Annotated in this window: 20 protein-coding genes and 1 riboswitch; of the genes, 8 read left to right on the plus strand and 12 right to left on the minus strand. The window is 72.4% G+C overall.

Going from position 1 to position 20656, the window contains the following annotated elements; genetic code table 11:
• Window positions 1–684: 684 nt before the first annotated feature.
• From DEI85_RS12230 to DEI85_RS12245, 4 genes are all read left to right on the plus strand, one after another.
• Window positions 685–1452 (plus strand): winged helix-turn-helix domain-containing protein, encoded by a 768-nt coding sequence (locus DEI85_RS12230; protein WP_111090273.1) that lies wholly within the window; start codon window positions 685–687, stop codon window positions 1450–1452.
• Between the two features lie 258 nt (window positions 1453–1710).
• Window positions 1711–2223 (plus strand): MarR family winged helix-turn-helix transcriptional regulator, encoded by a 513-nt coding sequence (locus DEI85_RS12235; RefSeq protein WP_181430073.1) that lies wholly within the window; start codon window positions 1711–1713, stop codon window positions 2221–2223.
• Complete coding sequence (locus DEI85_RS12240) at window positions 2220–3569, plus strand: cryptochrome/photolyase family protein (RefSeq protein ID WP_111123254.1); 1350 nt, start codon at window positions 2220–2222, stop codon at window positions 3567–3569. The genes DEI85_RS12235 and DEI85_RS12240 overlap by 4 nt, the downstream gene beginning before the upstream one ends.
• Entirely contained in the window at window positions 3566–5038 is a 1473-nt protein-coding gene (locus DEI85_RS12245; protein WP_181436321.1) for a serine hydrolase domain-containing protein, read from the plus strand. The genes DEI85_RS12240 and DEI85_RS12245 overlap by 4 nt, the downstream gene beginning before the upstream one ends.
• Before the next feature lie 57 nt (window positions 5039–5095).
• Here the strand turns inward: DEI85_RS12245 and DEI85_RS12250 are convergent, their stop codons facing one another.
• Complete coding sequence (locus DEI85_RS12250; RefSeq protein WP_181436319.1) at window positions 5096–6067, minus strand: carbohydrate kinase family protein; 972 nt, start codon at window positions 6065–6067, stop codon at window positions 5096–5098.
• A gap of 157 nt (window positions 6068–6224) precedes the next feature.
• Between DEI85_RS12250 and DEI85_RS12255 the strand changes: the two genes are divergently transcribed.
• Complete coding sequence (locus DEI85_RS12255) at window positions 6225–6842, plus strand: TetR/AcrR family transcriptional regulator (RefSeq protein ID WP_110861604.1); 618 nt, start codon at window positions 6225–6227, stop codon at window positions 6840–6842.
• 109 nt (window positions 6843–6951) lie between these two features.
• On the opposite strand, the gene DEI85_RS12260 is transcribed toward DEI85_RS12255, so the two are convergent.
• The 5 genes from DEI85_RS12260 to DEI85_RS12280 form a co-directional block, all read right to left on the minus strand.
• Window positions 6952–7566 carry a superoxide dismutase gene (locus DEI85_RS12260; protein ID WP_027466323.1) on the minus strand — a complete coding sequence of 205 codons (615 nt, stop codon included), beginning with the start codon at window positions 7564–7566 and terminating at the stop codon, window positions 6952–6954.
• Window positions 7567–7610: 44 nt separating this feature from the next.
• Window positions 7611–8120, minus strand: coding sequence for a flavin reductase family protein (locus DEI85_RS12265; protein WP_027466322.1), 510 nt, complete (start codon window positions 8118–8120; stop codon window positions 7611–7613).
• A gap of 221 nt (window positions 8121–8341) precedes the next feature.
• On the minus strand, window positions 8342–9865 hold the full coding sequence (locus DEI85_RS12270; RefSeq protein ID WP_111123251.1) for an MFS transporter: 1524 nt from the start codon (window positions 9863–9865) through the stop codon (window positions 8342–8344).
• A 210-nt stretch (window positions 9866–10075) separates the two neighbouring features.
• Window positions 10076–11083: a LacI family DNA-binding transcriptional regulator gene (locus DEI85_RS12275; RefSeq protein ID WP_111123250.1), complete on the minus strand. Its 1008-nt coding sequence runs from the start codon at window positions 11081–11083 to the stop codon at window positions 10076–10078.
• Window positions 11062–13098: an aldo/keto reductase gene (locus tag DEI85_RS12280; RefSeq protein WP_111123249.1), complete on the minus strand. Its 2037-nt coding sequence runs from the start codon at window positions 13096–13098 to the stop codon at window positions 11062–11064. The genes DEI85_RS12275 and DEI85_RS12280 overlap by 22 nt, the downstream gene beginning before the upstream one ends.
• Window positions 13099–13253: 155 nt before the next feature.
• On the opposite strand from DEI85_RS12280, the gene DEI85_RS12285 reads away from it, so the two are divergent.
• Complete coding sequence (locus DEI85_RS12285; RefSeq protein WP_027466318.1) at window positions 13254–13802, plus strand: TetR/AcrR family transcriptional regulator; 549 nt, start codon at window positions 13254–13256, stop codon at window positions 13800–13802.
• Window positions 13803–13868: 66 nt separating this feature from the next.
• Window positions 13869–14039 carry a hypothetical protein gene (locus tag DEI85_RS12290; RefSeq protein ID WP_017888559.1) on the plus strand — a complete coding sequence of 57 codons (171 nt, stop codon included), beginning with the start codon at window positions 13869–13871 and terminating at the stop codon, window positions 14037–14039.
• A 111-nt stretch (window positions 14040–14150) separates the two neighbouring features.
• Here DEI85_RS12290 and ribH read toward each other — a convergent pair whose 3' ends face one another.
• From ribH to DEI85_RS12315, 5 genes are all read right to left on the minus strand, one after another.
• Window positions 14151–14630, minus strand: a complete 480-nt coding sequence (ribH, locus tag DEI85_RS12295) for a 6,7-dimethyl-8-ribityllumazine synthase (protein ID WP_111123248.1) — start codon at window positions 14628–14630, stop codon at window positions 14151–14153.
• The gene (gene ribB, locus DEI85_RS12300) at window positions 14627–15316 is read right to left on the minus strand and encodes a 3,4-dihydroxy-2-butanone-4-phosphate synthase (protein WP_110861612.1); all 690 of its coding nucleotides are present in this window, start codon (window positions 15314–15316) and stop codon (window positions 14627–14629) included. The genes ribH and ribB overlap by 4 nt, the downstream gene beginning before the upstream one ends.
• Window positions 15316–15969 carry a riboflavin synthase gene (locus tag DEI85_RS12305; RefSeq protein ID WP_111123247.1) on the minus strand — a complete coding sequence of 218 codons (654 nt, stop codon included), beginning with the start codon at window positions 15967–15969 and terminating at the stop codon, window positions 15316–15318. The genes ribB and DEI85_RS12305 overlap by 1 nt, the downstream gene beginning before the upstream one ends.
• A 94-nt stretch (window positions 15970–16063) precedes the next feature.
• Window positions 16064–16198: riboswitch (FMN riboswitch) on the minus strand.
• Window positions 16199–16498: 300 nt separating this feature from the next.
• Window positions 16499–18187 carry an LAVTG motif-containing sortase-dependent surface protein gene (locus DEI85_RS12310; protein ID WP_111123246.1) on the minus strand — a complete coding sequence of 563 codons (1689 nt, stop codon included), beginning with the start codon at window positions 18185–18187 and terminating at the stop codon, window positions 16499–16501.
• Window positions 18188–18274: 87 nt separating this feature from the next.
• Window positions 18275–19108, minus strand: coding sequence for a hypothetical protein (locus DEI85_RS12315; RefSeq protein WP_284183428.1), 834 nt, complete (start codon window positions 19106–19108; stop codon window positions 18275–18277).
• A 568-nt stretch (window positions 19109–19676) separates the two neighbouring features.
• Here DEI85_RS12315 and DEI85_RS12320 point away from each other — a divergent pair.
• A complete protein-coding gene (locus DEI85_RS12320; protein WP_111124104.1) occupies window positions 19677–20108 on the plus strand; it encodes a GNAT family N-acetyltransferase in 432 nt (143 codons plus the stop codon).
• A 16-nt stretch (window positions 20109–20124) separates the two neighbouring features.
• On the opposite strand, the gene DEI85_RS12325 is transcribed toward DEI85_RS12320, so the two are convergent.
• A complete protein-coding gene (locus DEI85_RS12325) occupies window positions 20125–20652 on the minus strand; it encodes an Lrp/AsnC family transcriptional regulator (RefSeq protein WP_110862457.1) in 528 nt (175 codons plus the stop codon).
• Window positions 20653–20656: the final 4 nt, after the last annotated feature.

The following is a 20656-nucleotide window of genomic DNA, read 5'->3' on the forward strand; positions in this document are numbered from 1 at the left end:
ACGGACAGGAGGCGCGGTGCCGGTCGGCACCGCGCCTCCTGTCGTCCGTGCGGTCGTGCCCACCGCACCGTCCGTTCCGGGCGTACCAGGTCGATTCGGGCGTACCTGCCCGTTCCGGTCGTACCCGGTCGTTCCGGGCGTACCAGGTCGATTCGGGCGTACCAGGTCGGTTCTTTCCACCCGGTACGCCCGATTCCACTTCCCATCGCGTGCGCAATGGGAAAGAACGGGCGTGGCGCTCGACGCCCGTGCGGTCGCGCCCACCGCACCGTCCGCGCGGACGGTTGACACCGCGTTGGTATACCGCAGATACTCGTCACATGACTGCAACCGTGTCCACCCGCGTCCTCTCCGAGGCGTGCTCCTCCGCAGGGGCAGTGGGGACCGTCGGCGCGATGATGCCGACCATGCCGGTCATGCGTTGTCGAATGTGTGCCTGATCGGCACCCGTTCCAGCCGGATCCCCCGCGACACCACCCCCGTCGCGAGCGAGTGATCCCCCGGGCGACGGACACCGTCGGCGACGCGCACCACGTCACGAGGTCTGTCTCCCGTTCCCCCGGGTCGGCCCCGGTCCGCAGCAGGACCGCAGGGCACATCGGCGTACCGCCGTACCCGGGATGACGCATTCGACACCGGCCGCCGCGCCACCCGCGCACCGGCCACACCGCCCGGAGAACCACCATGTCGCTCACCATCGCCCAGCCCCGCACCTCGCTCCGCACCGCACCGGCCCCGACCGACCTCGGCACCGTGACGCCGATCCGCCCGCGCCCGGCCTCCCCGGCAGCCACCGGACCGGCCGCCGTGCCGACGAGCCCCGTGGTCGCGCCGCAGCGGAACCGCGCGCTCCCCGAGGGCACCGAGGCCCGCGGCTTCGCCCTGTACGTCGGCATCGACGAAGCGAAGGCCGCCGCCGCAGGCACGACCCTGGCCGCGGTGGTCGAGCAGCTGAAGGCCCTCACCGCGCAGCTCGTCCCGTCGTCCGAGACGTACGCGGCCGTCGCCGTCGCCGCCGAGCACTCCGGTGGCCGTGACGTCGACGTCGTCCGCCTCGCCCTGCAGGACCGCTCCGCGGTGGCCGCCCGCAAGCAGGCCGAGAAGCCCGAGCCCGAGGAGACCGGTGTCGTCATCGACATCTCGCGGAAGCGCGTGACCCTCGACGGCGAAGCGGCACCCCTGACCTACAAGGAGTTCGAGCTCCTGCAGTTCCTGGTCCTCCGCGAGGGCCAGACCGTCGACCGCTCCGCGATCATCGAAGGCCTCTGGTCGGACGGCGAGGACGAGACCCCGAACGAGCGCACCATCGACGTGCACGTGCGTCGGCTCCGCTCGAAGCTCGGCGCGTTCGAGGAGATCGTCCGCACCGTGCGGGGCGTCGGCTACCGCTTCGACCGGCACGCGGACGTCGCCGTGCGGTACGCGTCGACCCCGTCGCCCGACCTCTTCTGAGCCTGATCGACTGCTCTTGGTGAACTCGCAGCGAACCGGCCACGGAGAGGCTGGCGCGCCGTTACCGCTTCGTTATACAGTCGGTGGTGCAGACGGTGTTTGCTGTGGCACCGCCTGCGGAATGTGATTGCAGGAAACTCTTGGTGCAAGGGAGAGGGCCGGTCGCCGACAGGCGGCCGGCCCTCGCGCATGTCGCCCGGCTCCTGTCGGACCCCGTCGGTAGTGTGGTCAGACCGTACGACCGGAGGGAACGCGAACGTGAGCGAGACACGCCGCAGTGAGAAGGCGACCGCCGTCGCCGCCTGGGAAGCGCTCTTCCGCGCCCAGGTCGCCGTGATGCGGAGTCTCAACGCGGACTTCCCCGGCGACGAGATCTCCTTCAACGAGTACGACGTCTGCTTCAACCTGTCGACCCAGCCCGGCCGCCGCTGCCGGATGCGCGACCTCACCGGGCACCTGCTCCTCACCCAGCCGAGCGTCAGCCGCCTGGTCGACCGGCTCCTCGCCCGCGGCATCGTCGAGAAGCAGCCGGACCCCACCGACGCCCGCGGCGTGATCGTGGCGCTGACCCCGCACGGCTTCGACGTCTACCGCCAGGTCGCCGTGCAGCACGCGGCGAGCATCGCGCAGCAGGTCGGTGCGGGACTGTCCGACCCCGAACTCCGCACCCTCACCGAACTCTGCACGAAGCTCCGGCTGGCGGTCGGCACCGCACCGGGCCGGCGGTCGACGGCTCGCCCGGTGGCTGCTCCGGATACGGCGACGGTGTGACCGGCGCGATCGTCTGGCTCCGTGACGACCTGCGGCTGTCGGACAACCCCGCGCTCCGTGCGGCGATCGACCACGGTGGTGCCGTCACGGTGGTGGTCGTCCTCGACGAGCAGTCCCCCGGGCTCCGTCCGATCGGTGCCGCGAGCCGCTGGTGGCTGCACCACTCCCTGAGCGCCCTCGACGCCGACCTGCGCGAGCGGGGTTCCCGGCTGGTCCTCCGGCGCGGTGCCGCGGCGACGGTCATCGACCAGCTCGTCGCCGACACCGGGGCGGACGCCGTGTACTGGAACCGCCGGTACGGCGCCGTCGAGCGGGACATCGACGCCGGCATCAAGGCGGCCCTGCACGACCGTGGTGTCGAGGCACACAGCTTCGCGGCGAACCTGCTCTGGGAACCGTGGACCGTGCTCACCGGGCAGGGCGAGCCGTACAAGGTCTTCACCCCGTTCTGGAACGCCGTCCAGGCACTGCCCGAACCGCGCCACCCCCTGCCCGACCCCGACGACCTGCCGGCTGCGGCCGACGTCACCGGTGATGCTCTGGCCGACTGGGCACTGCTGCCGACGAAGCCCGACTGGGCCGGCGGGCTCCGTGACGCCTGGACCCCGGGTGAGCAGGGCGCCCGGCAGCAGCTCGAGCACTTCGTCGAGCACGCGCTCGAGGACTACGACCAGCGCGACGAGCCCGCGATGGAAGCCACCAGCAGCCTCTCCCCGTTCCTGCGGTGGGGCGAGATCAGCCCGTACCAGGTGTGGCACCGCCTGCACGAGCGGCTCGAGCCCGCGCAACGCCAGAACGCCGCCGCGTTCCTCCGCCAGCTGGCCTGGCGGGAGTTCAACTGGAACGAGTACTTCCACTGCGACGACATCGCCACCGTCAACGTCCGTCGGAACTTCGACGCGTTCCCGTGGCGCGACCCGGAAGCGGCCGAGCTCGACCGCTGGCGGCAGGGTCTGACCGGCTTCGACCTGGTGGACGCGGGCATGCGCGAGCTCTGGCACAGCGGCGCCATGCACAACCGGGTGCGGCTGGCCGCCGGGAGCTTCCTCGTGAAGAACCTGCTCGTCGACTGGCGTGTCGGGGAGCAGTGGTTCTGGGACACCCTGGTCGACGCCGACCCCGCCAACAACGCGGCGAACTGGCAGTGGGTCGCGGGCTCCGGCTTCGACGCCGCCCCCTACTTCCGGGTCTTCAACCCCGACCGGCAACTCGAGCGCTTCGACCCGCACCGCGAGTACGTCCACCGCTGGGTCCCCGCGGACGAGCTCCGGCCCGAGCCGATGGTCGACCTGAAGGCGTCGCGGCAGCGGGCGCTCGACGCCTACGAACGGATGCGGCGATCGTGACCGGGGCGCATCCCGCGGTCGCCGCCGTCGTCGACCGGGTCGACGAGGTGTTCCGTGCTCGTGTCCAAGAGGGCATCGCACCGAGCAGCGTGTGGGGCGTGTTCGACCGCTCCGGGCTCGTCGCGTCCGATGGGCACGGCGACCGCGGGGACGGCCGGCGGCCGGACGCCGACACCGTCTACCGCATCGCCTCCTGCACCAAGAGCGTCACCGCCGCGACCCTGCTGACCCTCGTCGCACGGGGTGCGCTCGACCTCGACGCGCCCATCACCGACTTCGTGCCGGCGTTCGGCGCCGTCACCCTGCCGACCCCGGACTCCCCCGTCCCCACGGTGCGGATGCTGCTGACGATGTCGGCGGGCTTCCCCACCGACGATCCCTGGGCCGACCGGCAGGAGTCGATCTCGGACGCCGAACTGGACGAGGTCCTGCGCGGCGGCCTGCTGTTCGACTCGCTGCCCGGCACCCGCTTCGCCTACTCGAACCTCGGCTACGCCTTGCTCGGCCGGGTCGTCGCCGTCGTGACGGGGCAGCCCTTCACCGCGGCCGCCGGCGAAACCGTCCTCCGTCCCCTCGGGCTCACCGACACGGTGTTCAGCGCCGACGAGTCCACCGGGTTCGTCGTCACCGGTGCCCGAGGCCACCAGGGTGGTTGGGAACCCCTGCCGATGACGGGCCCCGGCGCGTTCTCGTCGATCGGCGGGCTCTTCTCGACCGTCCGCGACCTGGCGCGCTGGGCGACGCACCTCGGTTCGGCGTTCTCCGCAGCGCCGGAACCCGGCCCGGTCTCCCCCGCCGACCGCCGGCTCATGCAACAGGCGATGCGGGTCGTCCCGTCGTCCGTCGTCCCGGGTTCGGCCCGCGCGACTGCGTACGGCTTCGGGCTGTTCGTCGAGCAGGACGACCGCTTCGGCGAGCTCGTCTCGCACTCCGGCGGTTACCCGGGCTTCTCCGCGCACATGCGGTGGTCCGTGCGCGACGGCCTCGGGGTCGTCGCGTTCGAGAACGCGACGCAGGCCACGGTGTCCGCGGCCGCGCAGCAGGCGCACGACCTCGTGCTCGACGCGGCGCTGACGGCTCGGACACCCAGCCCATCGGAAGCCGGCACCGACGTGGCCGGAGCGAGCAGCGCGGTGGCGGCGACCACCCGCGCGACGCGAGTCGCACAGGCCGCCGTGACGCGCCTCCTGGCCGACTGGCGCGACGACCTGGCCGACGCGATCTGCACGCCGAACGTCGCCATGGACGTGCCCTACGACCGACGACGGCGGGCGGTGGCACAGGCCGTCGCGGACGTCGGCGCCGACCTCGGTGCAGCACCGGTGTCCGAGTACTCGGCGGCGCCGTCGCACCTGCGCTGGTGGCTCCCCGGCACCTGCGGACGACTGCGCGTCGAGATCCGGCTCGCGCCCGCCGCCGCGGGGCGAGTGCAGACCCTGAACGTCGTCGCCGAACCGTCGGAGCGCTGACCGAGCGCTGACCCGACGGAGCGCCGACCCGGGAGTGCCGACCGAGAACCCGTCGGCTCAGACCGGCGGTCGACCGCCCACGAAGCCGAGTGCCCGCGCGGCGACCCGGGTGCCCTCGCGGGCTGCCGCACCGACGCGGACCGGATCCGTCGCCCACGCACGGACGAACCCGGCGACGAACGCGTCCCCGGCCCCGATGGTGTCGACGACGGTCGCCGGTGTCGCGGGGACCCGGTGGACGCTACGGCCCCGGCGTCCGATGAGCGCGCCGTCGGCGCCGGCCGTGACGACGACCAGTGGGACGTGCTCCGTCAGCCGCCGCACCGCGGTGTCGAGGTCGTCGCCCCCGGCGAGGGCGAGCGCCTCGTGCTGGTCGGGGAAGAGCACGTCGACGCCCCGCAGGGCCTGGAGGAACCGGTTGGCGCCGATCGTCTCGATCACCGCCACCGACGAGGGGTCCACCGCCACGCGCGCCGGCCCCGTCCGGGCGCACGCCACCAGGTCGGCGAGCCGATCGGCCCCGCCGCCGAGCATGGCGGCCCCGGTCAGGTGCACGATGTCGGCGCGGGCGACCACCGACGGCGGGACGTCGGCGGCGCTGATCTTCCCGCTCGCGGCGGGGTCGGACATCGCGGTGCGACCGTGGTCGTTGCGGACCGAGACGACGACCCCGGTGGACGTCATCGCGTCGTACCGCAGGTGGGCACGGACCCCGGCGTCCTCGAGCGCGCGCTCGTGGCGGTACACGTCGTCGACCCCCACCCGGGCGACGACGTCGACCTCGGCCCCGAGCCAGCCGAGCCAGGTGGCCGTGTTGCCACCGGCGCCGGTCGGCCGGTGGCGGATCTCCGCGGCGGGGTCGTGCACCCCGATCCGGTGTGCGGTGGTGTGCACGAGGACACCGTCCAGGACGTCGCCGACGACCAGGAAGCGTTTTCCGGCGCCACGACGGCGGCCCGTGACCACCCGTCCGGCGCGGGTCCCCTCGGGCCGGGACGGCGGCGGAGCGCCCTCGTACGGCATGGACATCCGCAACAGTGTACCGGTAGCCGAGTTTTTCTCCGTTTCTATCGGTGAAAACGGAGGGTTCGCGGAGAGATCACACACGACGACCCATGGTGCAACTGATATACCGGCTGCTAGTATGTGGGCGGTCGCGCGACCACGCCCCAACGACGGAGATGCCATGCCCAGGAAGCCCGACCCCACCCGCAAACCCGCGATCCTCGAGAAGGTCGTCGACCACTTCGTCGAGACCAAGATCGAGGACGTCACGGTCCGGGGCCTCGGCCGCGTGCTCGGGACGAGCGCCTACCCGGTCGTCTACCACTTCGGCTCGCGCGAAGCCCTGATCGACTCCGTCGTCGAACATTTGGCGGCCTCACGGCCGGTGGCGACGCTCGACCCCGGCGCCGACGCGGACGCCCTCGCCGATCACCTGGTCGCGGCCTTCGGCGGGCTCGACGATCCGCACCGCGCGTTGGCCGCGCGACTCACCTTCGAACTCGGGTCGGTCGAGTCCCTCGACGGGCGCGACCGCCAGCGCCGCGCGCACCGCTGCCACCTGGCGGCCATCCGGGCGTGGTGCCGGGCGCACGGTGCCGACCCCGTCCTCGCCGAACGCGCGGCCCAGAACACGGTGATGGCCGCCCGCGGAGCCCAGTGGAGCGCGCTCGTCGACCGCGCGCACACCGAGGCCGACGCCGCACTGCGTCGCATCGCCCACGACCTCGCTTCGAGCACGACCGACCCCGACCGCGCGCTGAGCGCGAACGCGATCGACAACCGGTCGCGAACCCGATGACGGCGTGCGGTCCGGAACGGCACCCGGACCACGAACGGGAGGCACGGTGCCAGCTGGCACCGTGCCTCCCGTTCGTCAGGTGGTCACCGTGGTGACCCGCCGACGCTGATCAGAGCGTGACGAACCGCTGCGACTTCGCGTTCTCGAAACGAGCGGCGACGTTCTCCCAGTCGACGATGTTCCAGACGGCCTTGACGTAGTCCGCCTTGACGTTCAGGTAGTCGAGGTAGAAGGCGTGCTCCCACATGTCGAGCATGAAGATCGGGACGAGACCGAACGGGATGTTGCCCTGCTGGTCGAAGAGCTGGAACGTGGTGAGCTTCTGGCCCACGGTGTCCCAGGCCAGCACGGACCAGCCGGAGCCCTGGATGCCGTTCGCGACGGCGGCGAACTGTGCCTGGAACTTCTCGAACGAACCGAAGAACTCGTCGATCGCCGCGGCGAGCTCGCCCTCGGGGACCTTCGTGTCCGGGCCGAGGTTGGTCCAGAAGATCGAGTGGTTCACGTGGCCACCGAGGTGGAACGCAAGGTCCTTCTCGAGCTTGTTGATCGCACCGAAGTTGCCGGACTCGCGGGCCTCACCGAGCTGCTGCAGCGCGGTGTTGGCACCGGTCACGTAGGCCTGGTGGTGCTTGTCGTGGTGCAGCTGCATGATCTTGCCGCTGATGTGCGGCTCGAGCGCGGCGTAGTCGTACGGCAGTTCCGGCAGGGTGTACTCAGCCATGTGAGGTCCTTTCGATCAGTGGGTTGTGGACGCGGCTCCGCGGCTCACGAGAGCCGGGAACGATCGGTGAGGGAGTGGAATTCCCGGTTGTGGTAGACCAGCGGCTCGCCGCGGTCGGCGCCGACGATGATGTCGAGCACCTCGGCCACGACGACGGTCGAGCTGCCGATGGGCGTCGTCGACAGCGGTCGGCAGCGGAGTGCACTCGCCGCACTCGGCAGGTAGCGGTCGCCGGACGGCAGGGTGCCCCAGATCGGGTCATCGGCGGCCGGGCTGCCGGTCGAGGCGAAGCGCTTGGCGAGTGCGACCCCGAGGGAGTCGACCAGGTGCACGACGAACAGCGGCGCACCGAGCACGACCCCGGCCGAGCCGGAGTTCGTCGAGAGCGAGAAGACCAGCACGGGCGGGTCGACGGCCACGCTCGCGACGCTCGAGGCGGTGAGGCCGGTCGGTCCGTCCGGGCCTTCGGCCGTGATGACGGCGACGCCGGCAGGGTGCCCGCGGAAGGCGGACTTGTACGCGTCGGCGATGGTTGCCGGTGCTTCGTCGGGCATGGTGATCGTGGTCGTTCCTTCGGGAGGGGCTGCCGTCACTCGGCGGCTGCCACCCAACGTATGACCTGAACCCTGGTTGAGGTCAACGATTCACAGGTTCGGGCGCGGCGGGCGCGCCGTGGCGGCACTTCGTGAGCAGGAATGGTCGGGTCGCGCACGGCGACCCGACCATTCCTGCTCACGAAGCGCAGCTCGCGCCCGCAGTGCGCCCGCTCAACCGCTCAGCGGCGCTTGAGCATGACGAGCGCACCCGCGGCCGCGACGACCATGAGCACCGCGGCGACGCCCGCCGTGATCGTCACGCCGGAGTCGAAGGCCGCCCGCGCCGACTCGAGCAGCACCTGCCCGGCGCTGCCGCCGAGCTGCCCCGCCGCGGCGACCGCGCCGCCGAGGGTCTCCTGCGCCGCGACGTGCGCCGCCGAGGACAACCCGTCGGGCACCACGACGTGCGCCCGGTAGGTCGTCGCCAGGATCGTCCCGAGCACCGCGGTACCGAGCACGGCGCCGATCTCGTACGCCGTCTCCGACATCGCCGACGCCGCACCCGCCTTGTCCGCCGGAGCCGTCGAGATGATGAGGTCGTTCGTCACGGTCTCGGACGCCCCGATCCCGATGCCGAGCAGCACGAACGCGAACGCAAGCGCGGCGATGGAGGCGTGGTGTCCGAGGACCGCGACGAGGGCGTACGCCGCCGCCGAGAACAGCAGCGCGACCGACACGACCCAGCGCGGGGCGACACGCGCCACGATCGGCACGACCGCGAGCCCGGCGACGATGGTCAGGACCGACCCCGGGATGAGCACGACGCCGGACGCGAACGGGTCGAGTCCGGCCACGAGCTGCAGGTGCTGGGCGATGAAGAACAGGAATCCGGTGAGCGAGAACATCGCCGCCAGGTTCATCAGCACGCTGCCCGTGAAGGCCGTGCTGCGGAACAGCCGCAGGTCGAGCATCGGCGTGCGGGACCGCAGCTGCCGACGGACGAACGCGATGCCGCACACGACACCGACCGCGAGCATGGCGATCGCGAGGCCGCGCTCCTCGGGGTGCACGACCGACTTGATGGCCCAGGCGATCGGTGCGAGGGCGCCGAGGGACAGGAACATGCTCGGCAGGTCGACCGGCCCGGGCATCGGGTCGCGGGACTCCGGCACGCAGAACGGCACACCGACGAGCATGAGCACGAGGATCGGCACCGCGACGAGGAACACGCTGCCCCAGTGGAAGTGCGCGAGCAGCGCGCCGCCGACGAGCGGGCCGAGCGCGTTGCCGGCCGCGAACATCGTCGACCAGACAGCGAGCGCCATCCGCCGCTCCCCCGCGTCCACGAACACGTTGCGGATGACCGAGAGCGTGGCGGGCATGAGCATCGCGCCGAACACGCCCATCGCGATCCGGGCCGCGACGAGCATCCAGGCGTCGGTCGCGAAGGCCGCGGCCACCGAGAACAGGGCGAAGCCGGTCGCGCCGATCACCAGGATCCGCCGTCGGCCGATGCGGTCACCGATGCTGCCCATCACGACGAGCAGGCCGGCGAGCACCAGCGGGTACGCGTCCACGATCCAGAGCTGCGTGGTGGCGTCCGGGTTCAGCGCGCGGCTGATCGACGGCAGCGCGAAGCTCAGGATGGTGTTGTCGACCGAGATGAGCAGGACCGGCAGCATGAGCACGGCGAGCGCCAGGAACCGTCGGGCGCGGCTCCCGGTGACGCGGGTGGCGACGGGACTGGTGAGCAGTGCGGACACGGCGGACTCCTGGGACTTCGAGCCGGACCAGGTCGACGGCGGATGGTACGTGGGGCAGACGAGACGGGACGCGGGATGGACACGCGCCCCGTCAGGACTCCGTGAGTGTACCGTCCGGACGGTTTTGGTTGCAAATGCAACTGATGGCCGGGAGGCCCGTGTCGATCCCGCCACGGGCCTTGCGTCGATCCGCTGGTCGCGTCGTCGGGCCTACGCCGATTCGCGGAGCAGCAACCGGTGTCGCACCGTGCGCTCGACGGCTGCGCCCGAGCGCGGCAGCTCGCCCGCCAGCATGCCGAGCGCCAGGTCGAGGGCCTGGCCGGCGACCTCGTCGAGGTCGACGGCCAGCGTGGTGAGCGTCGGCGCGACGAGCGTCCCGAGCGGCAGGCCGTCGACGCCGACCACGCGGACGTCACCGGGGACGTCGACGCCGGCACGACGGCAGGCCGACAGCACGCCGAGGGCCAGCACGTCGTTGAACGCCAGGACCGCGTCCACCCGGCGGTGCTCGGCGAGGATCCGCTCGGTCTGTCCGGCGCCGGCCTCGGCGGTGGGCGCGGACGCGATGACGAGGTCTGGCAGGTACCCGCGACGCCGGAGTGCCGCGACCATGTGCGCCCCGCGCTGGCTCGGCACACCGTCGGCGGCGGCGTCGAGCACGACGGGGTGCTTCACCCCGACGTCGACGAGGTGGTCGGCGAGGTCCTCGATCGCGGCGGTCGGGTCGATCCGGACCGCGGCGCGGGTCACCGGCCCCGAGGGGTCGAGCTCGACGACCGGGACCGAGCCGAGCCGTTCGATCCACTCCGGCGCTCGGGACCCGAGGTAGCCGATCACGACGTCGGTCTGGGCGCCGAGGGACTCGACCATCCGGTCCGAGTCACTCGCGAGCCCGACGTCAGCGAGCATGACGTTCCACCCGCGGGCGGCGGCCAGGCCGAGCACCGCGGATGCGAGTGCCGGTGCGTAGGGGTTCCGCAGGTCGTTGACGACGAGCCCGAGCTGGTGGTCGCCACCCGTGACGAGCCCGCGGCCGAACCGTGACGGACGGTAGTCGAGCGCAGCCGCGGCCTGGAGCACGCGGTCCTTGGTCGCCGCGCTGATGCCGGACATGCCGTTCATCGCGCGGGTGACGGTCTGCCGGGACACCCCGGCGGCCGCGGCGACGTCGATGATCGTCGCGCGGCCGCCCGGGGTCAGGCGCGGAGGTCCAGCCATGCCACCTGTTCCGGGGAGAGGTCGACGGAGAGGCCGGTCATGGACGACCGGGCCTCCGCGATCGTACGGGGTCCGAAGAGCGGGAACGTCGGGAACGGCTGGTTGAGCACGTACGCCAGCGCGATCGCCGTCGCGGGGACGCCGAACTGCTCGCCGAGTTCGCGCGCACGCCGGAGCCGCTCGAAGTTGTCGTCCGAGTAGTAGCAGCGGACGAGTTCGGCGTCGCTGGTGTCCTCGGGCGTCGCGCGGCCGGTGAAGAACCCGCGGGCCTGCGACGACCACGGCAGCAGCGGGACCTGGCGTTCCTCGAGCCAGGCCTTCGATGCCGCATCGGTCGCGTGTTCGCAGCCGTCCCACGGCACGTCGTACGCCTCGGCGAGACCGAAGTGGTTGCTGAGCACCTCGAACCCGTGCTTGCCGTTGGCCCGTGCGTAGGCGTTCGCCTCGTCGAACCGTGCGGGGGTCCAGTTCGAGCCGCCGTACACGCGGATGCGCCCGGCTCGGCGGTGCTCGTCGAGCACGTCGACGAACTCCCCCACCGGGATGTCGGGGTTGTCGCGGTGCATCATGTAGATGTCCGCGTAGTCGGTGCCCTGGCGCTCGAGGCTCTCGAGCAGCTGTCGGGTGATCGACTCCGGGTCACAGTACGGGGTGTGGGCGCCCTTCGTGATGACGACCACGTCCTCGCGGATCCCCCGGTTCTGGATCCACCTGCCGAGCCGGCCCTCGAGCACACCGCCGCCGTAGATGTACCCAGTGTCGAACACGTTGCCGCCCTGCTCGACGAACAGGTCGAAGATCGCGCTGGCGTGGGCCAGGTCGGGCTGGTTGTCGACACCCATCACCAGGCGGGACATCCGCTTGCCGACGCCCGGCACCTCGCCGAAGCGCATCGGGTTGCCGTCCTGCACGGTGAGCGGTCGGCCGGACACCGTCGGGATGTCGGCGGTCTCGGCCTCGAAGGGGTAGCGCAGGCCGATCGCCGCGCGCCACCTGTCGAGCGTGCGGGCGGTGGCGAGGGTCTCGTCGATGGTCATCTGCGCCGCTTCGACCCCGCCGGCACGCAGGGCGTCGGTGGTGGCGTCGGCTTCTCGGGCGTAGGGGTGCTCACCCGCGAACGACAGCGAGCGAGGGGGTTCGTCGACGGTGTGGATCTCGATGGTGGGGTCGTCGCCGAGGGTCCACGGGTCGGTGAGCGCGATGCGACCGCGCGAGCCGTACACCGACACGGCGTTGTCGTCCTGCACGAAGACGCCGGTCCGGACCGTCGCCGTGATCCCGCCCTTGTAGGCGAGCTGCGCGACCGTCCACTCGTCGACCCCGGTCGGCCCGAGCGTGCCCGTGGCGGTGAGGTCCACCGGTTCGGCGACGGCGACCCCGGTGGCAGCCTGCACGATCGCCGCAGCCATCGTCACCGGGTACCCGCCGACGTCGAGGATCCCGCCGCCGGCGGTGTCGACGTCGAACAGGCGACCGGTGCGCTCGCCCGTCCGGAAGGCGAACGAGGCGTCGACGTGGGTCACGTCGCCGATCACGCCGTCGCGGACCAGGTCGAGCAGCGCCGCGGTCTGCGGGTGGAAGCGGTACATGAACGCCTCGACGAGCGGCAGGCCGGACCGGCGTGCGGCGTCGGTGAGCGCCATCGCGGTGCCGTGGTTCACGGCGAGGGGCTTCTCGCAGAGGACGGCCTTGCCGGCCTCGAGTGCGGCGAGCACGAGTCGGGCGTGCCCGGTGTGCACGGTCGACACGTAGACGGCGTCCACCCGCGGGTCGGCGAGGACCTCGTCGTAGGTACCGGCGGTCACGTCGGCGAACCCGAACCCGGCGGCCTCGTCGGCGAAGACCTGCGCCCGCTCGGCGGACGAACTGCCGGCCGCGACCAGGACGCCCCCGCTGGCGGGCAGCTGCGAGAGGAAGCGTCGGGCGATGCCGCCGGGGCCGAGGACGGCCCACCCGGGGCGGTCGGTGGTGGTCGAGCTCGGGGTGGTGGCGGTGTTCGCCGTCTGCGCTGACATGCGGATCCTTGTCGTCTCGTGAACCTTCACGGTCGGCTCGACGCTAGCCGGTGCGAGAGGGATGAGCAATGGTCCTGCGGCGGTTCGTGAGCGTTCACGGCGACCACCGAGGAGCTGGCGTCCCCGCCCCCCGGAACTGCTCCTAGACTCTCGGCATGGCCAGTGCCCGCGACCGTGTCCTCGACAGCTTCGTCGCCATCGTGTGCGAGGAAGGCGAGCGTCCCGCCACGCTCGACGCCGTCGCCGCGCGCGCCGGTGTCTCGAAGGGCGGCCTGCTCTACCACTTCGGCTCCAAGGCCGCCCTGGTCGAGGGGCTCTGCGAACGGCTGTCGGACCTGTCCGCGATCGACGTCGAGCGCATGCAGGAGGCCGAGGACGGCGCCGCGCGCTACTTCGTCCGCAACTGCCTGTTCGTCGGCAGCGAGCTGGACCTCGCCCTGCTCGCCGCGAGCCGCCTGCAGCAGGCCGGCTACGAAGAGGCCGGACGCACCCTCGACGACACCGAGAACGCCTGGCTCGCGACCCTCGTCGACGCCCTCGGCGACGAGCCGACCGCGCAGGCCGTCAAGCTCCTCGGCGACGGGCTGTACCACCAGGCCTCACTCGGTGCCGCGAGCGAGGTGCGACCGAAGCGGGGCAGCGTCGACATGGAGACCCTGCTCACCGTCGTCGACCGTCTGATCGCGACGCGACCGGGAGCGTGAACCGGCACACCCCCGGCTGGGGATAGACTGGGGAACGATCCACTCGTCGACACCCGGAGGTATCCCGTGGGCCGCGTCATCGCCGCTGTTTTCTCGATCCTGCTGCTGCTGGTGTCGATGTACCTGTTCGGGTTCGCCTTCCAGGTCGAGTCGGGCCAGGCCTTCGTCTTCATGGCCGGCGTGCTCCTGATGAGCCTCTCCTTCTTCCTGCCGATCCACGTGTTCGGCAAGCGTTAGGCAGCAAGCACAGCTACTGGCCAGCGAGCACAGCCGCTCGCCGGTCCGTGCAGACAGAACGGCCCCGCACCTCACCGGTACGGGGCCGTTCTGCGTGGGGCGTCCGGCGGCTCAGACCAGGACGCGCAGGGACCGCAGCGTCACCGCGGTGCTGATCGCCGCGTGCGCGGCCTCGGCACCCTTGTCCTCCTTGGAGTCGGGCAGCCCGGCGCGGTCGAGCCCCTGCTGCTCGTCGTCCAGCGTGAGCACACCGAACCCGACGGGCTTGCCGGTGTCGATCGCGACCTGCGTCAGGCCACTCGTCGCCGCGCCCGACACGTACTCGAAGTGCGGGGTGCCGCCGCGGATGATGACGCCGAGCGCGACCACCGCGTCGAAACCGGCCTCGAGCGCGGTCTTCGCGACCACGGGGAGCTCGAAGCTGCCGGGGACGGGGATCACGTCGGCCGTCGCCCCGAGCCGCTCGACCTCGCGCTGCGCCCCGGCCAGCAGGCCCGCGGCGATGGTGTCGTGCCACTGTCCGGCGATGATGGCCACCCGGATCCCGGTGCCGTCGACCTGGTCGCGGTCCGCCGCGCCTGCTCCGCTCATCGTGTCGTTCCTTCCGTGGGCGCTGCGGTCGCTGCCGCCGCCCGGTCTGCCGCGTCCAGCCACTCGGCGAGCGCGGCGATGGTGATGACGGGCACGCCCTCGCGTGCCCCGAGTGCGACGAGCGCCGGCAGCCGCATCATGCTGCCGTCCTCGTCGACGATCTCGCAGATCGCCGCAGCGGGCCGGAGTCCGGCCGCCGTGACGAGCTCGATCGCTGCTTCGGTGTGCCCGGCGCGCTCGCGGACCCCGCCCGGTCGTGCACGCAGGGGCACCACGTGTCCGGGTCGGTGCAGGTCGTCACGCACCGAGGTCGGGTCGGCGAGGACCCGCAGCGTGCGGGCGCGGTCGTGGGCGCTGATGCCCGTGGTCACGCCGACGGCCGCGTCGACGGTGACCGTGTAGGCCGTGCCGCGGACGTCCTCGTTGTGCGCCACCATCGGCGGCAGGTCGAGGGCGTCGGCGATCTCGGTGCTGACCGGCGCGCAGATGAACCCCGACGAGTGCGCGACGGTCCAGGCGATCCACTCCGGCGAGGCGAGCTCGGCGGACAGGATGACGTCGCCCTCGTTCTCACGGTCCTCGTCGTCGACGACGATCACGGGGCGGCCGGCCGCGACCGACGCGACCGCGGTCTCGATGCTCGACAACCCGAGTGCCTGCGGGACGGCACCGACCTCGGCGACCATCACCGGGCCTCCGATCCGACGGTCTCGAGCGACTGCGCCGCGGCGTCGAGCCGCAGCATGCGGCGGACGTGCCGTGCCAGGACGTCGGTCTCGACGTTGACCCGGTCACCCGGCACGCGGAGTCCCAGCGTCGTCGCCTCGAGCGTCTCGGGGATCAGGCTCACCTCGAACCAGGCCGCGTCGGGCGCGGTGTCCTCTGGCGAGACCGCGCTGACCGTGAGCGACACGCCGTCGAGCGCGATCGAGCCCTTGTCGACCACGAGCGGGCTCAGCGCCGGCGCGAGCGAGAACCGCACGCGTCGCCAGCCGTCACCGTCGGCCGTCTCGAGCACGGTGGCGGTGCCGTCGATGTGGCCCTGCACGATGTGCCCGCCGAGGCGGTCACCCACCGAGGCGGCACGTTCGAGGTTCAGGCGGTCCCCCACCCGGAGCGCGCCGTGGGCGCTCATGTCGAGGGTCTGCTTCATGACGAAGGCGGTGAAGGTCTCGGGGGCCTGCTCGACGACGGTCAGGCAGACACCGCTCGTCGCGATCGAGTCGCCGTGCCGGGCGTCCTGCACGACGACGGGGCCGTGGACGGTGAGCGCGACGGAGTCGCCCTGCTGCTCGACGGCGGTGACGGTGCCGAGTTCCTCGATGATGCCGGTGAACACTGGTGTCCTCTCAACGGGACTCCGGGGGCGTTCGACGATCGTCGGCATCGACGGACGGGTCGCACACCACGGGTCGTGGGGTCGTCCTGTCCGCCCAGCGCGCCTCCCATCCGGACTTTCACCGTCGGTCCCGGAATCCCACCGGGTCAACCTCTGTCGGGTTCGCACCCGTCATCAGTTCGTGGACTGTCACCACCGGCTCGGAATTACACCGACCCCGGAGCGCTTGCGTAGTCGGAACGATACCCCAGGCCGCTGACGGCTGCGTCGTTCTGCTCCCCCGTCCGTCACGGGGCGTCGCACCGTCGGCGCTTTGCGCGCATCAGGTGCACCGGCATGTTCCGACAGAGCACTCGTCGATCGACTGGTGTCCTGTCGAACCATGCACGCACATCCGATGCGTGGGCATCTTCCGACGAAGCACGCGTCGATCGACCCGCGTTCCGTCGCGACATGCACACGCATGCTTCCCCGGGCGGCGTGACGACGAGGGGCGCCGCGGGTGCGGCGTCCCTCGTCGACCTGTCGGTCAGTGCCGGCGACGGAGCACGAGCGTGCCCGTTCCGGCGAGGAGCAGCAGGAGCGCGAACCCGACGGGCAGGACCGGCGAGCCGGCTCCCGTGTACGCGAGCTCCGGCTGGCCGTCACCGGCCGCGGCGGCTACCGCGACGGTCCCGGTGCTCGTCCGGACCCCGTTGGTGGCAGCGGTCGTGGTGGTCACCACACCCGCCGTGGAGGCCCGGGTCGGCTCGACGACGCCGACCACGTCCACCGGGGTGGTCGCCGTGCCGGGCGTGGTGCCGGTGTCGGTGCCCGTCCCGTCGGTGGGGACGGTACCGGGCTCCGTGCCGGGGTCCGTGCCCGGGTCGGTACCGGGGTCCGTGCCGGGGTCGGTACCGGGGTCCGTGCCCGGGTCGGTGCCCGGGTCCGTACCGGGGTCGGTACCGCTGCCCGTGCCCGGGGTGGTGCTGGTGCCGTCACCGACGATGCCGATCCCGTTGCCGCCGATGGTGATCGGCAGGTTGATCACCGGGGTGACCTGGGTGCCGGAGAGCAGGCCGCCGTCGCCGGAGGTCGAACCGCCGGTCGTCGGGGTCGTGGTGCCGGTGGCCGGAGCCGTCGTGCCGCCGGTGCTCGTCCCGTCACCGAGGACGCCGATGCCGTTGCCACCGATCGTCACCGGGACGTCCACGACCGGGGACACCTGCGTGCCCGAGGCTGTGCCGTCCGAACCCGAGGTCGAACCACCGGCCGCCGGAGCAGTACCGGTACCCGTGCCCGCGGCGGGCGCCGTGCCCGTCGCGCTCCCGTCACCGAGGACGCCGATGCCGTTGCCACCGATCGTGACCGGGATCGAGACCACCGGGGACACCTGCGTGCCCGAGGCCGTGCCGTCCGAACCCGAGGTCGAACCACCGGCCGCCGGAGCAGTACCGGTACCCGTGCCCGCGGCGGGCGCCGTGCCCGTCGCGGTCCCGTCACCGAGGACGCCGATCCCGTTGCCACCGATCGTGACCGGGACGTCGACCAGACCGGTCACCTGGGTGCCGGAGAGCAGTCCGTCGGTGCCCGAGGTGGTGGGCGCCGAGGGGGCTTCGGCAGCCGGCGCCGGGGTCGTCGCCGCCGGGGCGGTCGACGTCGAGGTGCCGTCACCGAGGACGCCGATGCCGTTGCCGGACACCGTCACGGGGACGGTCACGGTCGGGGCGACCTGGGTGCCGGAACCGGTGCCGTCCTCGCCCGAGGTGCTCGGAGCGGGAACCGCAGGAGCGGCAGGCGCCGGAGCCGGAGCCGGAGCAGCAGGCGCCGGAGCCGGAGCTGCAGGCGTCGGAGCTGCCGCGGGTACGGCGGCCGAGACCGCGTCACCGGCGACGGCCACCGCGTTGCCGCCGACCGTCACCGGTGCCGCGACGTCCGGCACGACCTGGGTGCCCGAGAGCGTGCCGTCCTCACCCGAGGTGCTGGGGGCAGGAGCGGTCGTGGCCGGAGCCGGAGCGGCGGGCGTGGACCCGGTCGCCTTCGACACTGCGTCACCGAGCACGGCGACGGCGTTGCCGCCGAGGGACACCGGGGCGTCCACGGAAGGGGCCACCTGGGTGCCCGAGACGGTGCCTTCGGCACCGGATGTCGTGGCTGCGTTCGCCGCAGCCGTGCCGCCGAGCGTGAGCCCGCCGACGAAGAGGGCGAACCAGAGCCCTCTGGAGACGTACTTGTTCATGGTCGTACTCCCTGATCGAGATCGTCACCGACCGCGGACGCAGCCGGGATGTGTGCGTGCCTGCCGTGGCGGACAGGCGCACCGATCTCAGTCAGGGGCGACGTCGTGCTCGCCGACGACGGATGCGGGGACCGCGTCGTCGGAGAGCGTGCCGCGAGACCCCGCGGCGAGGGAGACGATGTCGTCGGTCGAGCCGACGATGCCGACGGCTGCTGCGCCGCCGGAGGCCGAGGAGGCGCTGCCACCGAGCACGCCGGCGTCAGCTCCGTCGAACGGGAGCCCGTGGCCCTCGCCGTCCGCGGGGACGAGCAGCGCGTGCCCGCCGAGGGTCGCGTTCTGCGCCTCGACGGCTGCGACGAACGGGCCGACCGTGGCCGTCGTCGCGGCCGCGGCGATCGTCGCCGACGGGCGGAGCCCGGCTGAGCGGTGGCCGACGGCATCGGCGGCGACGGCGCGTGCGGGCGCCGAGGCCCCCTGCGTGGGGACGGTTCCGGGCCGGACGGGTGCGTTCGCGACCGGTACCGACGGGACTGGCCCGGCGGACGGGTTCGAGCCGCCGCCCACCGGGAGCGCGGGGACGTCGACGACGGGGCTCGTGCCTCCTGGCAGGGTGCCGCCGACGGAGGGGACGACGCCCTCGATCACGTCGGGGACGGTGCCCACGGTCGTGCCGACCGAGCCGAGCGTGTCGTCGACCAGGCCCGTGACCGGGCCGGTGACGGTGCCGAGGGTGTCGTCGCCGAGGACCGTGCCGACCACCGGGACGCTGCCGACCACGTCGTCGACGGTGTCGACGACCGCGGTCACGGGGCGCGCGTCGGTGACGCGTTCCACGGTGCCGGTGACGGGGCGCAGGACGTTCGCGACGGTGTCGGTGACCGGCCGGGAGGCGCTGGTCACCTGGTCGACGACCTGTCGCACCGGGCGCGTGGCCGGGCCGGCCGCGGGGGCGGTCGTGGAGGGCTCGACAGCAGGGGTGGACGCGACCGGAGCGGGGGCTCGACGGCGCGGGGGCTGCGGGGGCCGGGGCAGTTGCGGGCGCTGCGGGGACCGGAGCAGGTGCGGGCACGGGGATCGGAGCGGGCGCAGCAGGTGCCGGTGCAGCAGGTGCGGGTGCGACGGCCTTGCGGACGGGATCGGTCACGCCGCCGACGACCTTGCCGACCTCGCCGGCGACGCCCTGCGCGGTGCCACCGATGCCGTCGACGACGCTGCCGACGAGGCCGCGCTGCTCGGTCGGTGTGGCCGAGGTCGTCGCGGCGGAGGCCGGTCGTGCGCCGAGCAACAGGGACAGCAGCACGAGGGCGGCGAGGGTCCCGACGCCCAGCAGGACGAGGCGGAGTGCGGCGCGCCAGGGTGCGCGCAACGGGTGGTCCATGCGCTCACCTCCTGATCTCGGCTGCGCGCGTAGAGTGGTTGACCGGCAATGTACGCCGATCCGGTCCGGAACACACCCTGTTTCGGAAGAAATTCTCAGGAAGGGCCGTCCGTGGTCTCGATCTTCAACGCTCCGACCCGCAACCTGGACATCGTCACGCTGCACGAGATCCTGCGGCTCCGCCAGGACGTCTTCGTCGTCGAGCAGGAGGCCGCGTACGGCGACATCGACGGCCGTGACCTCGAGCCGGGCACCGTGCAGTTCTGGGCCGGCAACGGTTCGGTGGACGCGACGCTCCGCCTGCTCCGCGAGCCCGACGGCACCGAACGCATCGGCCGGGTCGCCACCGCGAAGCACGCCCGCGGCCAGGGACTCGCCGCGCAGCTCATGGAGGCCGCGATCGCCGAGTCCCGCTCGCCGAGCATCGCCCTCGGCGCGCAGTCGCACCTTGAGCAGTGGTACGGCCGCTTCGGCTTCGTGCGCTCGGGGGACGAGTACCTGGAGGACCGCATCCCGCACATCCCGATGACCCGGAAGCGCTGACCCGGGGTTCCGCGCGTCAGGCCCGCCAGCGCCGCAGCTCGTCGAACGAGCGGCCCTGGGTCGCCCGGTCGGCGACGAGGCGTTCGAACACGATGTTCGTCTGCGTCGTCGCCACCGAGGGGTCGCCGCTGAGTTCGTCGGCGACGAAGTCCCGGAGCTGCTCGGTCGACTCGCACGCGATGTGCACGAGGAAGTCCTTGTCCCCCGCCAGGAACGACACGTCCTGCACGACGGGCACCCGGAGCAGGCGCTTGGCGAAGTCCCGTAGTTCGTGGCGGGCCGCGGCGTGCACCCGGACGGACACCATCGCCTCGATCGAGAACCCGAGCCGGGCGACGTCCACCTCGGCCCGGTAGCCGCGGATCACCCCGGCGTCCTCGAGCGCACGGACCCGTGCCAGGCAGGTCGACGGCGCGATGCCGACGGCGGCCGCGAGCCGGTTGTTCGGGATTCGGGCGTCGGCCGACAGGGTCCAGAGGATGCGCTCGTCGACCTCGTCGAGGCGCGGAACGGGGTCGGGGCGACGTGCGGGACGGTCGGACACGGCT

This window comes from Curtobacterium sp. MCBD17_026, from assembly GCF_003234895.2.
Taxonomy (GTDB): Bacteria; Actinomycetota; Actinomycetes; order Actinomycetales; family Microbacteriaceae; genus Curtobacterium; species Curtobacterium flaccumfaciens.